The sequence below is a fragment of the Pseudomonas sp. AO-1 genome, assembly GCF_019775695.1.
Classification (GTDB): domain Bacteria; phylum Pseudomonadota; class Gammaproteobacteria; order Pseudomonadales; family Pseudomonadaceae; genus Aquipseudomonas; species Aquipseudomonas parakoreensis.
The window spans coordinates 4,629,276-4,641,337 of sequence record NZ_CP079947.1 but is presented as its reverse complement, the minus strand read 5'-3'; the positions used below and the strand labels follow the sequence as shown (position 1 = coordinate 4,641,337).

Sequence of the window (12,062 nt, the reverse complement as noted above, 5' to 3'; positions counted from 1 at the left end):
CAACCTCGCAAAGGGGCGAATTGAGCGAGTGTACGAGGCAGTCAGAATCAATGCGAGCCGGGCGCGGATTTATTCGTTGAGTTTGGCGAGGATCTTGTAGACCACGGTTGCCAGGATCATCAGCATACCGATCCACATGGCGAAGACGCCGGCGTTCTTGTCGCGGAAGTTGAAGCCGATGGCCAGCAGGATCATCCCGCTCAGGATCGGGACGAGCATTGCGTGGAACGAAGACATCGAGATCATGGAGACTGCCTTGTCGAAGGGGATGATGTAAGTCTAGGTCGGTTTCTTTGAAGCTGTATTGATCTGTGTAGGAGCTGCTGCAGGCTGCGATCTTTTGATCTTGCTTTTGAATGCAAAAAACAAGATCAAAAGATCGCAGCCTGCGGCAGCTCCTACAGGGATTTGTGATCATCCCGAGAGATGATCGTTTAGCGATTACGGCAATTCACGGGAGGCGTAGAACGCGCTCAGCACTTTGACCAGGTGCGCCAGGTCATGGCTGCCGCACAGTTCGCGGATCGAGTGCATGGCGAAGGTCGGCAGGCCGATATCGACGGTGCGCACGCCCAGGTGGCTGGCGGTGATCGGGCCGATGGTCGAACCGCAACCCATGTCGCTGCGCACCACGAAGCTCTGTACCGGCACTTCTTCGGCCATGCACAGGTGGCGGAAGAATCCGGCGGTTTCGCTGTTGGTGGCGTAGCGCTGGTTGCTGTTGACCTTGATCACCGGGCCGGCGTTGAGTTTCGGGCCGTGGTTGGCGTCGTGCTTCTCGGCGTAGTTGGGGTGTACGCCGTGGGCGTTGTCGGCCGAGACCAGCAGCGATTTCTGAATGGTACGGACGAACTCGTCGCCTTCCGGCAGCAGGCGGCGCAGGGTCTGTTCGAGCATCGGGCCATCGGCACCGCACGCCGAGCAGGAGCCGACTTCTTCGTGGTCGTTGCACACCAGCACGCAGGTTTCTTCGGTGTCGGCGCTGAGCAGGGCTTGCAGGCCGGCGTAGCACGACAGCAAGTTGTCCAGGCGCGCGCCGGCGATGAAGTCGCCATGCAGGCCGATGATCGCCGCGCTCTGGGTGTCGTAGAAACTCAGCTCGTAATCCAGCACCACGTCGGCGTTCAGACCGTGTTCGCGAGCCAGTTGATCGGTCAATACCGCACGGAAGTCGACGCGCTCGTCACCGGCGAACTGCGCGAGGATCGGCGGCAGCTCCGTCTGTGCGTTGATCGCCCAGCCTTGGTTGGCTTCACGGTTGAGGTGAATCGCCAGGTTGGGAATGATCGCGATTGGCGCCTTGAAGTCGATCAACTGACTTTCGACCTTGCCGTCGCGACGGAAGGTGACGCGACCGGCCAGCGACAGGTCGCGGTCGAACCACGGCGCCAGCAGTGCGCCGCCGTACACTTCAACGCCCAGTTGCCAGAAGCCCTGACGTTGCAGTTCCGGTTGCGGCTTGACCCGCAGACACGGGCTGTCGGTGTGGGCGCCGACCAGACGGATCCCGTCGTGCAGTGGCGAGTTGCGGCCCATTTTGATCGCGACGATTGAGGAGTCGTTACGGGTGACGTAATAGCGGCCGTTGGCCTCGGTGGTCCATGGCTCGCGCTCGTCGAGGCGCACGTAACCGGCGGCCTCCAGACGCTGAACAAGGCTGGCGGTGGCGTGGAACGGGGTAGGGGAGGCCTTGAGGAAGTCGATCAGGCCTTGGTTCAACTCTTCGCGCATAAGAAGCTCCAGACAGCAATGGGCGCGAGTTTAACGCATCGGCCGAGGAATTGAATCCGAACCGGATCCCTGTGGGAGCGAGCTTGCTCGCGAAAGCGCTATGACATTCAACATTGATGCTGACTGATCAATTGCTTTCGCGAGCAGGCTCGCTCCCACAAGGGTTCGGCGGTGCTTGTCAGAACGGCGCAGGGCACTCGAAGCGCAGACGCTCGCCGGTTTGCGGATGGGTGAAGCTGAGCATGCTGGCGTGCAGGCACAGGCGCGGCCAGGCGGCGAGGGCCTGTTCGTGGGCGTAGAGCCCGTCGCCCAGCAACGGGTGCCCGATGGACAGCATGTGCACGCGCAACTGGTGCGAGCGCCCGGTGATTGGCGTCAGTTCGACGCGGCACCAGTCGCCGCAACGTTCCAGTACGCGCCAGTAGGTCAGTGCGTGTTTGCCGAATTCGTGGTCGACCACGTGGCGCGGTTTGGTCGGTGGGTCGTAGCGCAACGGCAAATCGATGCTGCCGCTGTCCAGTTCCGGCTGACCCCAGGCCAGCGCGGTGTAGGCCTTTTCGGTTTCGCGGTCGTGAAACTGTCGCGACAGTTCGCGGTGGGTGTCGGCGTCACGGGCCAGCAGAATGATGCCGGAGGTTTCCCAGTCCAGGCGATGGACGATACGCGCCTCCGGGTAGCCCTTTTCCTGCAGACGGGTGATCAGGCAGTCCTTGTTGTCGTCGGCGCGACCGGGCACCGAGAGCAGCAAGGTCGGCTTGTCGACCACAAGGACAGCGGCGTCCTGATGGATGATGCGGATGTTGGACAGCGGCATTAAAACAGCCTCGTAACAAATGCCAACGGCGGCTCAGACTGCTGATAACCCTGTAGGAGCTGCCGAAGGCTGCGATCTTTTGACGTTGAAGATCAAAAGATCGCAGCCTTCGGCAGCTCCTACACGAGCATCAGCAGCCCGAGCCGCCGTAGCGACTGCCGGATCGACTCAGCGATCAGGCAGGGTGATGTTGAGTTCCAGAATCGAGCAACTGCCCTGGCTTTCCAGTGCAACATGTACGTCGTCGTTGCCGATGTTGACGTACTTGCGGATCACATCGACCAGTTCCTTCTGCAAGGCTGGCAGGTAATCCGGCGTGCTGCGCTGGCCGCGCTCATGCGCCACGATGATCTGTAGACGCTCTTTCGCTACCGAGGCGGTACTTGGCTTTTTGTTGGCACGAAAGAAGTCAAAAAGGTTCATTACCTACCTCCAAACAGGCGCTCGAAGAATCCCTTCTTCGTAACATCGAGGAAACGATGTTCTTTTTCTTTGCCCAGCAGACGATCAACGGCATCGCTGTAGGCCTGACCGGCATCGCTCTGGTCGTCGAGAATCACCGGGACACCCGAGTTGGAAGCCTTCAGGACCGCCTGCGACTCAGGGATGACGCCCAGCAGGGTCACGGCCAGGATTTCCTTCACGTCTTCAACGCCCAGCATTTCGCCATCGCTGACGCGCTGCGGGTTGTAACGGGTCAGCAGGAGGTGTTCCTTGATCGGCTCTTCGCCGAGTTCGGCACGACGCGATTTGCTGGCCAGCAGGCCGAGCATGCGGTCGGAGTCACGTACCGAGGACACTTCCGGGTTGGTCACGATGATCGCTTCGTCGGCGAAGTACATCGCCAGGTGTGCGCCTTTCTCGATGCCCGCCGGGGAGTCGCAGACCACGAAGTCGAAGTCTTCCTTCAACTGCATCAGGACTTTTTCCACGCCTTCCTGGGTCAGCGCGTCTTTGTCGCGGGTCTGGCTGGCGGCCAGCACGTAGAGGTTTTCCAGGCGCTTGTCTTTGATCAGGGCCTGCTGCAGGTTGGCTTCGCCGTTGACCACGTTGACGAAGTCGTACACCACGCGACGCTCGCAACCCATGATCAGGTCGAGGTTACGCAGGCCCACGTCGAAGTCGACGATCACTGTTTTATGGCCGCGCAGAGCGAGGCCGGTACCGATAGCGGCGCTGGTGGTGGTCTTACCCACACCACCCTTGCCGGATGTAACCACGAGAATCTTGGCCAAGGTGTTTCACCCCTAAGGAAGAAGGACTGTTTAGCCCCTGAAAAACATCTCTTGAAAACTACTGCAGTCGGACAGCCTTGGCTGGAATTCGGCGCAAGTCGCAATTGCCGGGGGCAAACGCTGCTTGTTCCTTTTTCCTACTTCGTTTGAGCCGTTTTCGCTACGTTTTAGAGATGCTTGGAAAATGCGGCAGTATCCGTTAAAGCCGAATGATGTTCAACACGTCGGCCGACAGGCTGACCTGGACGCCGGAGCCCCACAGTGGATCGCGGCGCAAATCTTCGGAAACCTTGTAATGCCCGGCGATGGAGATCAGTTCAGCGCTCAATTGCTGACAGAAAATCCGCGCCTTGGTGTCGCCTTTGACGCCGGCCAGTGCGCGACCGCGCATCGGGCCGTATACATGGATGTTGCCATCGGCCAGAAGTTCCGCCCCCGGACTGACCGAGGACACCACCACCAGATCGCCACCCTGGGCATATATCTGTTGGCCACCACGTACTGGCGTGGTGATGACGCGGGTCGGTTTGACCGTTGGCTCCGGCGGCTTTTCCGGCTTCTTTTTGACTTCCGGTTCCGGGGCTTCCAGCGGTCGTTCACGGGCGCCGGACGGCGGCAGCACCGGGATGTCGATGGCGATGGCGGCAGCGATGTCTTCGATACGGCTGGCGCGGATTGCCAGGGTGCGCAGGCCATGTTGGCGGCACACGCGCATCAGCCCGGGCAGATCGACCGCGCCTTCGCCGGGTGGCAGTTTGTCCAGCGCCAGGACCAACGGTGCATTGCTGAAGAAATTCGGTGCCTGGGCGACTTTGGCGGCCAGTTGCCGATCAAGGCTGTCGAGGTCGTTGCGGGACAGTTCCAGCACCGTAATGGCCAGCATGCTGCCCTTCAACTGGAACACGGGATCTCGGTCTGGCGATTCGTTTTGGCTCATATCGGCATACAACGGCTTGTCACTAAAAGTGCCGAGACTTATAACGAGAACGCCCGCGAGCCGCAAGCCGGGTCGAACGATGTAGAATGCGCGGCCACTGAATTTACGGAAGCTTTAATGGATCGCCCGCGTTTTCGAAGAGCCTTTCTTTCTCCCCGCTTCTGGCCGCTCTGGTGCGGTCTGGGGCTGTTGTGGCTGGTCGTGCAGTTGCCATATGCGGTTTTACTGACGATCGGTCGTGTTTTGGGCGCATTGATGTATCGCGTGGCCGGCGACCGGCGGCGCATCGCCAAGCGCAATCTCGAGCTGTGCTTCCCGGAAAAATCCGCCGCCGAGCGTAAACGCTTGCTCAAGGAAAACTTCGCCTCCACCGGCATCGCTTTTTTTGAAATGGCGATGAGCTGGTGGTGGTCCCGTGAGCGTCTGGCCAAACTGGCCCACGTCGAAGGCCTGGAGCATCTGCAAAAAGCCCAGCGCGAAGGCAAGGGCGTGATCCTCATGGCGGCGCACTTCACCACCCTGGAAATCGGCGCGGCGCTGCTCGGCCAGCAACACACCATCGATGGCATGTACCGCGAGCACAAGAACCCGTTGTTCGACTTCGTCCAGCGTCGCGGCCGCGAGCGGCACAACCTCGATTCGCTGGCGGTGGAGCGTGACGACGTGCGCGGCATGCTCAAGCTGCTACGTTCGGGCCGGGCGATCTGGTACGCGCCGGATCAGGACTATGGCGCCAAGCAGAGTATCTTTGTGCCGCTGTTCGGCATTCAGGCAGCGACCGTGACCGCGACCACCAAATTCGCCCGCTTGGGTAAAGCGCTGGTGGTGCCGTTCACTCAGGAGCGTCTGGCCGACGGCAGCGGTTACAAGCTGGTGATTCATCCGCCGCTGGAAGACTTTCCGGGTGAAACCGAAGAGGCCGACTGCATCCGCATCAACCAGTGGGTGGAAAGCGCCTTGCGCGCCTGCCCTGAGCAATACTTGTGGGCGCACCGCCGCTTCAAGAGCCGTCCACCGGGCGAGCCGAAGCTTTACCCGAAACGGCGCGGCTGATTCACTCACCCTTTCAAGCACCACGGAGCGTTGCGATGAGCCCAGCTGAACCGGTCACAGGTTTGATTCTTTCCGGCGGCGGGGCTCGGGCGGCGTATCAGGTGGGGGTGCTGGCGGCGATTGCCGAATTGCTGCCGCTGGGCGCGGACAATCCGTTTCCGGTGATCGTCGGCACTTCGGCCGGGGCGATCAATGCGGTCAGCCTGGCCAGCGGCGCCACCGATTTTCGCGCGGCCATCGAACGCCTCACTCTGTTCTGGCAAGGTTTTCGCAGCCATCGGGTGCTGCGCAGCGACTGGCCCGGGGTGATCCGTCAGGCCAGCCGCTTTGTCAGTCACAGCCTGCTGGGTATGGGTCGACACCTGCCGGTGGCGCTGCTCAACAGTTCGCCGCTGCGCGACCTGCTGAACGAAAAGCTACACATGCCCGGCATCGCCGAATCCATCGCCCGCAAGCAATTGCATGCGGTGGCGGTGACCGCGTTCGGCTACGAGTCGGGGCAGGCGGTGACCTTCTATCAGGGCGGCGGCAAGATCGATGCGTGGTTGCGCCATCGACGGATCGGCGTGCCGGCGCAATTGTCGGTGGACCATTTGCTGGCCAGTTCGGCGATCCCGTTGCTGTTTGCCCCGGTGAAAATCGGTGAGGAATATTTCGGCGACGGCGCAGTGCGCCAATCGGCACCGATCAGCCCGGCGCTGCACCTGGGTGCGAGTCGGGTGCTGGTGGTGGGTGTGAGCGGCAACCCGCGCGGTTTTGATCCGCAGCAGCCGCTGGAGCGCGCCTACACCGGGCAGCAGCCGACGCTGGCGCAGATCGGCGGGCACATGCTCAACAGCACGTTCATTGACAGTCTGGAAAGCGACATCGAGTTGCTCCAGCGTCTGAATCAGTTCAGTCGACTGATGCCCGATGGCGTGCCGACTCGTGAGTTGGGCGTGGCGCCAGTGGACGTGCTGGTGATTGCGCCGAGTCAGCCGATCGACGAGATCGCCGCGCGGCATCGCCAGGAGTTACCGGCGGCGTTGCGTTTGTTCTTGCGCGGCCCGGGGGCGACGAAAACGAGTGGGGCAGGGGTGCTGAGTTATCTGCTGTTCGAGGCGGGGTATTGCAGCGAGCTGATCGATTTGGGACGGCGCGATGCGTTGGCCAAGCGTGAGGAGTTGTGCCGGTTTCTCGGGTTAACTTTTTAAAGGCAAAAGATCGCAGGCTTCGCCAGCTCCTACAGGGATAGCGCATTCCAATGTAGGAGCTGCCGCAGGCTGCGATCTTTTGATCTTTATCAGAAGTGGAACTTCACCAGGAAGCTGGTCACGTTCTGATTGGTGGTGAAGCCACGGGTGTCGTCGATCCCGTACTTGTCTTTCCAGTAGTCGTATTCAACACCGACGTACAGCTGCTTCTCGCCGAAATGCAGCGCCTTGCCCAGGTCGTATTTGACCTGCGGGTTGAAGTGCAGGTTGGCGTGGTATTCGCCTTTGCTGTTGACGTCGTTGTCGACCACCCAGTCCATGTAACCGTCGATCAGCACGTTCGAGCTGCCGACCGGGATGGTGTAGGACCAGACCGGCGTGATCTGCCAGACGTTATCACCCGGACGCGAGCCGTCGGTGTGGCGCTGGTAGAAGTTCAGCTGGAAGTAGTCGAAACCCGGGATCGCCAGGTCGAAGCCAGGACCGATCAGGTACGACTCGACGTCGCCTTCACCGAACTCGTAAGTCATCGCCAGCAGCACGTCTTTGATCGGACCGAATTCGAGCTTCTGGTCGAGGACTTTGCCCAGCGAGATGCGCGGCTGGAACTCACCGTAATAGGTGTTGTTGCCGACGCCGCCGTCTGGCTTGCCGTTGTAGAAGATCTTGTCGATGAACAGGAAGTTATCCCCGTACTTCCAGGCATCGGCGTGCTCGAAGGTGACGGTCTGCTGGATCGCCGGGTTGACCTTGAAGTCTTTGCCGTAGAGATAGGTCAGGCTGTTGTTCTGCCATTGCAGCAGGCCGTCGGCCATGGCTTGGCCGCCGGCCAGCATCGATCCCGCGAGCATCAGGCTGGTGCACATACGTTTCATTCGGTTGCTCCCAAAGTAGGTGTTCCACGTTTATTTTTTTAAGATCGGCGCTCTGGTGTGGCGCCTTTTTTCGTTGCTGCAAAAGTCATCCGATCGGTCAGCTTCGCTGGTGATAGCAAGAGCTGGGCCAACGCTTTCGAAAAGCAAAAAAACGCCCGTTCGGCTGCTGAAAAACAGTCGATTGCGCGTGTTTTCGGGATGCCTCGGTACTGACCGGGGCCGGGATAAGTTGGCTTGTCGGTCAGGAATTAAATCCGGGCTTTTTTTTAGACCGAATTCAAGAGGCCGCGGAGAATACTGACTCCTCGGCCAGCTCTCAAGTGCCCCGCAACAGAGCACCGACGACAGGTATGGGGCACGGTTGCGGGCCATCTCAGAAGTGCACCTTCACCAGCAGGCTGGCGGTGTTCTGGTTGGTGTCGAGGTTGTGACTGCTTTCGACGCCATATTTGTTCTTCCAGTAGCTGTATTCGGTGCCGACGTACAGCTGCTTCTGGCTCCAGCCCAAGGCTTTGCCGAGGTCGTATTTGATCTGCGGATTGATGTGCAGGTTGGCGTGGTAAGTGCCGCGCGAGTTCTGATCGTTATCGACCACCCAGTCCAGATAGCCATCGATCAGCAGGTCGGAGTTGCCCAGCGGCACGCTGTACGACCAGCCCGGAGTGATCTGCCACACGCCGTCGCCAGGGCGCGGGCCTTCGGTCTGGCGGCGGAAAATGTTCAGGGTCACGTAGTTGAAACCGGGCACTTTCAGGTCGAAGCCGGGGCCGATCAGGTAGGCTTCGCTGTCGCCTTCGCCGTACTCGTAGGTCATCGCCAGCAGCACGTCCTTGATCGGCCCGAACTCGATTTTCCGGTCGAAGATCTTGCCGAACGAGAAGCGCGGAGTGAATTCGCCGTAGAAGGTGTGCGGGCCTTTGTTGCGGTCTTCCTGGCCGTTGTAGAAGATCTTGTCGACGAACAGGAAGTTGTCGCCGTACTTCCACTTGTCGGCGTGCTCGAACGTCACCGTCTGCTGGATCGACGGGTTGATCGCGAAGTTCTTGCCGTACAGGTAACTCAGGCTGTTGGTCTGCCACAGCAGTAAATCGCCGGCCATGGCCTGACTCGCGGCCAGCAGGCCGCCACTCAACAGAACGCTGGTTTGCGTGCGAATCATCGGTTGCTCCCTCTTGTTTTTATTGTTGAGGCAGGGTGTTGCACGTCCCCTGTGGAAGCGAGCCTGCTCGCGAAAGCGGTGTGTCATTCAACAGTGATGTTGACTGACATGGCCTCTTCGCGAGCAAGCTCGCTCCCACAGGGATAATCGGTAATGCTGTTAATGCGCGTGGCAGTCGTTGATCGCGGCGCGTTCGGCGCCGCCGAGGATGTTGAACAGCAGGTTCAGCGTCAGTGCGCTGAGCGTGGCCATGGCGATACCGCTGTGGGTGATCGGGCTCATCCACAGCGGCAGATGCGCGAAGAACTCCGGACGCACCACCGGGATCAGGCCCATGCCGATGCTCACTGCCACCAGCAACTGGTTGCGACGGTCACCGATGTCGGCTTCCTGGAGAATCTTGATCCCGGTGGCAGCGACCATGCCGAACATCGCAATCGCCGCTCCACCCAGCACTGCCGGTGGAATCGATGCGACGAGGAACGCCGCTTTCGGCAGCAGGCTCAGCACGATCAGCAGGCCACCGGCAACGATGGTCACCGAACGGCAACGCACGCCGGTCATCTGCACCAGGCCGATGTTCTGCGCAAACGAGGAGTGGGTGAAGGTGTTGAAGAAACCGGCAACGAACGAGGCGCCGGCATCGCACAGCAGGCCGCGCCGCAGCATCCGTGGGCAGACTTCCTGACCGGTGATTTTGCCCAGCGCGAGGAACATCCCGGTGGACTCGACGAAAATGATCACCACCACCAGACACATCGACAGGATCGGCGCCAGTTCGAATTTCGGCATGCCGAAGTGCAGCGGGGTGACGAACTGAACCCATGGCGCGTTGGCCATGCCGCTCAGGTCGACCATGCCGATGGCGCCGCAGAGCACGTAGCCCAGGCACATGCCGATCAGCACGGAAATATTGACCCAGAAGCCGCGCATGAAGCGGTGGATCAACAAAATGGTCGCCAGCACCAGCGCGGCGATGGCCAGATAAATCGGTGAGCCGAACTGCGCCGCAGCGGCCCCGCCACCGGCCCAGTTCACGGCCACGGGGAACAGCGACAGACCGATCGAAGTGATGACCGTGCCAGTCACCAACGGCGGGAAGAAGCGCACGACCTTGGACATGAACGGAGCGATCAGCATGCCGAAGAGTCCGGCGGCGATGGTCGCACCGAAGATCCCTTGCAGACCGATACCGGGCATGCCGGCCATGGCGACCATGCTGCCGACGGCCGCGAAACTGGCGCCCATCATTACTGGCATGCGGATGCCCATCGGGCCGATCCCGAGCGACTGGACGATGGTGGCGATACCGGCGACCAGCAGGTCGGCGTTGATCAGGAAGGCGATTTCTTCACGACTCAGGCCAGCGGCCTGTCCGATGATCAACGGCACCGCGATGGCACCGCCGTACATCAGCAGAACATGTTGCAAACCGACCAGGATCAGTTGCAAAAGGGGCAAACGCTGAATGGCGGGTGCGTCGGGGATGCGCGCTTTGGACAGCTCGGACATGCAACACCTCGGATCTTTTTATTCTTGTGATTAACAGCTGTCGGGTTGCTCACAGCTGTTTCTTTGCATCAGGTCTGTGGCGAGGGAGCTTGCTCCCGCTGGACTGCGTAGCAGTCCCTGCTCTTCAGGCAAAGAGAGGGGCCGCTTCGCGACCCAGCGGGAGCAAGCTCCCTCGCCACAATTTGTGTTGCTTAGTTGGTCTGGGCTCCCTGGGCGATCCATGCACCGATCAGGTCACGTTCCTGCTGGGTCATCTGCGTGATGTTGCCCAGTGGCATGATCTGCGTGGTGATGGCTTGCGCCTGGATCCGCGCCGCGTTCTGACGGATCTGCTCGGGGGTGTCGAACATCACACCGGCCGGTGCCGCGCTGAACAACGGGCTGGTCGGTTTGGCCGAGTGGCAAACCGCGCAGCGTTCCTGGATCACGTTGTGCACCTTGTCGAAGGCCGGACCTGCGCTGGACGCTTGCGCCGGTGCCGCAGCCGGGGCTGCTGCTGGCGCTGCAGGCGCCGCCGCTTCAGCCGGTTTCGCGCCACCACCCAGGGCCGTTTCCGGCAGCGGTTGGTACTCGATTTTCGCGGGTGCCTTGGCCACGTCCGGCGCGGTCGGCATCGGCGCCGGGCCGGTGACGTACGCCAGGGTGATCATGCCCACCGCTGCCACGGGCAGGGTCCAGGCAAACTTGTGGCTGTCGTGACGGGTGTTGAAGTAGTGACGCACCAACACCGCCAACACCGCGATCCCGGCCAGGATCAACCAGTTGTACTGGCTGCCATAAGTGCTCGGGAAGTGGTTGCTGATCATGATGAACAGCACCGGCAGGGTGAAGTAGTTGTTGTGACGCGAACGCAGCAGGCCTTTGGCTGGCAGCGCCGGGTCCGGCGTGCGGTTTTCGGCAATGGCCGCCACCAGTGCACGCTGTGCCGGCATGATGATGCGGAACACGTTGCCGACCATGATGGTGCCGATGATCGCGCCGACGTGCAGGTACGCACCACGACCGCTGAACACTTTGCTGAAGCCATACGCCGCGCCGATGATCAGCACGAACAGGATGAAGCCGAGCAGGGCGGGTTTCTTGCCAAGGGCCGAATCGCAGAGGAAGTCGTAGATGAACCAGCCGGCGATCAGCGAACCGATGCCGATGGCCACGCCTTCAGGGCCGGTCAGGCCGCTGCCGGGTGCCACGAGGTAGAGCACGGGGTTGGAGTAGAACACCACGCACAGCAGCGCGATCCCCGACATCCAGGTGAAGTAGGCTTCCCATTTGAACCAGTGCAGGTTCTCCGGCATCGACGGTGGGGCCAGTTTGTATTTTTCCAGGTGATAGATACCGCCGCCGTGGATTGCCCACAGATCACCGGCCAGACCGGTTTTCGGGTTGACGCGGTTGAGGTTGTTCTCCAGCCAGACGAAGTAGAACGACGCGCCGATCCAGGCCACGCCAGTGATCATGTGAACCCAGCGCACGCTCAGGTTCAGCCATTCCAACAGATGTGCTTCCACAGTCTTTACCTCTCGCCTGTCACTCTTGTTGTCGAGTGATCAGAC

The 12,062-nt window shown here is 60.7% G+C and carries 12 protein-coding genes and 1 pseudogene; 2 read left to right on the top strand and 11 right to left on the bottom strand.

What is annotated here, in order from left to right; genetic code table 11:
* Positions 1 to 69: 69 nt before the first annotated feature.
* The 6 genes from KVQ82_RS21035 to minC all read right to left on the bottom strand — a co-directional run bounded on the left by KVQ82_RS21035 (position 70) and on the right by minC (position 4,717).
* Positions 70 to 246 (bottom strand): hypothetical protein, encoded by a 177-nt coding sequence (locus KVQ82_RS21035; protein WP_177327380.1) that lies wholly within the window; start codon positions 244 to 246, stop codon positions 70 to 72.
* A gap of 195 nt (positions 247 to 441) precedes the next feature.
* Positions 442 to 1,731, bottom strand: a complete 1,290-nt coding sequence (locus tag KVQ82_RS21030; RefSeq protein WP_047292939.1) for a M18 family aminopeptidase — start codon at positions 1,729 to 1,731, stop codon at positions 442 to 444.
* Positions 1,732 to 1,909: 178 nt separating this feature from the next.
* Positions 1,910 to 2,545 (bottom strand): RluA family pseudouridine synthase, encoded by a 636-nt coding sequence (locus tag KVQ82_RS21025; RefSeq protein WP_222015618.1) that lies wholly within the window; start codon positions 2,543 to 2,545, stop codon positions 1,910 to 1,912.
* A 168-nt stretch (positions 2,546 to 2,713) separates the two neighbouring features.
* On the bottom strand, positions 2,714 to 2,968 hold the full coding sequence (gene minE / locus KVQ82_RS21020) for a cell division topological specificity factor MinE (RefSeq protein ID WP_003223146.1): 255 nt from the start codon (positions 2,966 to 2,968) through the stop codon (positions 2,714 to 2,716).
* Positions 2,968 to 3,780: a septum site-determining protein MinD gene (minD, locus tag KVQ82_RS21015; RefSeq protein ID WP_007960626.1), complete on the bottom strand. Its 813-nt coding sequence runs from the start codon at positions 3,778 to 3,780 to the stop codon at positions 2,968 to 2,970. Before minD ends, minE begins: the two co-directional genes overlap by 1 nt.
* 199 nt (positions 3,781 to 3,979) lie before the next feature.
* Positions 3,980 to 4,717 carry a septum site-determining protein MinC gene (minC, locus tag KVQ82_RS21010; RefSeq protein WP_027613349.1) on the bottom strand — a complete coding sequence of 246 codons (738 nt, stop codon included), beginning with the start codon at positions 4,715 to 4,717 and terminating at the stop codon, positions 3,980 to 3,982.
* 117 nt (positions 4,718 to 4,834) lie between these two features.
* On the opposite strand from minC, the gene KVQ82_RS21005 reads away from it, so the two are divergent.
* Together KVQ82_RS21005 and KVQ82_RS21000 are read left to right on the top strand one after the other, a co-directional pair.
* Positions 4,835 to 5,770 (top strand): lipid A biosynthesis lauroyl acyltransferase, encoded by a 936-nt coding sequence (locus tag KVQ82_RS21005; RefSeq protein WP_096797021.1) that lies wholly within the window; start codon positions 4,835 to 4,837, stop codon positions 5,768 to 5,770.
* A 35-nt stretch (positions 5,771 to 5,805) separates the two neighbouring features.
* Positions 5,806 to 6,963, top strand: coding sequence for a patatin-like phospholipase family protein (locus KVQ82_RS21000; RefSeq protein WP_222015616.1), 1,158 nt, complete (start codon positions 5,806 to 5,808; stop codon positions 6,961 to 6,963).
* A gap of 89 nt (positions 6,964 to 7,052) precedes the next feature.
* Here KVQ82_RS21000 and KVQ82_RS20995 read toward each other — a convergent pair whose 3' ends face one another.
* The 5 genes and pseudogenes from KVQ82_RS20995 to KVQ82_RS20980 all read right to left on the bottom strand — a co-directional run bounded on the left by KVQ82_RS20995 (position 7,053) and on the right by KVQ82_RS20980 (position 12,017).
* Positions 7,053 to 7,838 (bottom strand): outer membrane protein OmpK, encoded by a 786-nt coding sequence (locus KVQ82_RS20995; RefSeq protein ID WP_041068818.1) that lies wholly within the window; start codon positions 7,836 to 7,838, stop codon positions 7,053 to 7,055.
* A gap of 373 nt (positions 7,839 to 8,211) precedes the next feature.
* A complete protein-coding gene (locus KVQ82_RS20990; RefSeq protein ID WP_222015615.1) occupies positions 8,212 to 8,997 on the bottom strand; it encodes an outer membrane protein OmpK in 786 nt (261 codons plus the stop codon).
* 49 nt (positions 8,998 to 9,046) lie between these two features.
* Positions 9,047 to 9,172 (bottom strand): annotated as a pseudogene (locus KVQ82_RS31660) (metal ABC transporter ATP-binding protein); the annotation flags it as partial.
* A complete protein-coding gene (locus tag KVQ82_RS20985; protein WP_222015613.1) occupies positions 9,157 to 10,509 on the bottom strand; it encodes a nucleobase:cation symporter-2 family protein in 1,353 nt (450 codons plus the stop codon). The pseudogene KVQ82_RS31660 and the gene KVQ82_RS20985, both read right to left, overlap by 16 nt.
* Positions 10,510 to 10,700: 191 nt before the next feature.
* Complete coding sequence (locus KVQ82_RS20980; protein ID WP_222015611.1) at positions 10,701 to 12,017, bottom strand: urate hydroxylase PuuD; 1,317 nt, start codon at positions 12,015 to 12,017, stop codon at positions 10,701 to 10,703.
* Positions 12,018 to 12,062: the final 45 nt, after the last annotated feature.

Bases quoted from the DNA above. Each gene is read 5' to 3' on its own strand.
- KVQ82_RS21035 (WP_177327380.1), bottom strand. From the start codon at position 246: ATGATCTCGATGTCTTCGTTCCACGCAATGCTCGTCCCGATCCTGAGC.
- KVQ82_RS21030 (WP_047292939.1), bottom strand. From the start codon at position 1,731: ATGCGCGAAGAGTTGAACCAAGGCCTGATCGACTTCCTCAAGGCCTCC.
- KVQ82_RS21025 (WP_222015618.1), bottom strand. From the start codon at position 2,545: ATGCCGCTGTCCAACATCCGCATCATCCATCAGGACGCCGCTGTCCTT.
- minE (WP_003223146.1), bottom strand. From the start codon at position 2,968: ATGAACCTTTTTGACTTCTTTCGTGCCAACAAAAAGCCAAGTACCGCC.
- minC (WP_027613349.1), bottom strand. From the start codon at position 4,717: ATGAGCCAAAACGAATCGCCAGACCGAGATCCCGTGTTCCAGTTGAAG.
- KVQ82_RS21005 (WP_096797021.1), top strand. From the start codon at position 4,835: ATGGATCGCCCGCGTTTTCGAAGAGCCTTTCTTTCTCCCCGCTTCTGG.
- KVQ82_RS21000 (WP_222015616.1), top strand. From the start codon at position 5,806: ATGAGCCCAGCTGAACCGGTCACAGGTTTGATTCTTTCCGGCGGCGGG.
- KVQ82_RS20995 (WP_041068818.1), bottom strand. From the start codon at position 7,838: ATGAAACGTATGTGCACCAGCCTGATGCTCGCGGGATCGATGCTGGCC.
- KVQ82_RS20990 (WP_222015615.1), bottom strand. From the start codon at position 8,997: ATGATTCGCACGCAAACCAGCGTTCTGTTGAGTGGCGGCCTGCTGGCC.
- KVQ82_RS20985 (WP_222015613.1), bottom strand. From the start codon at position 10,509: ATGTCCGAGCTGTCCAAAGCGCGCATCCCCGACGCACCCGCCATTCAG.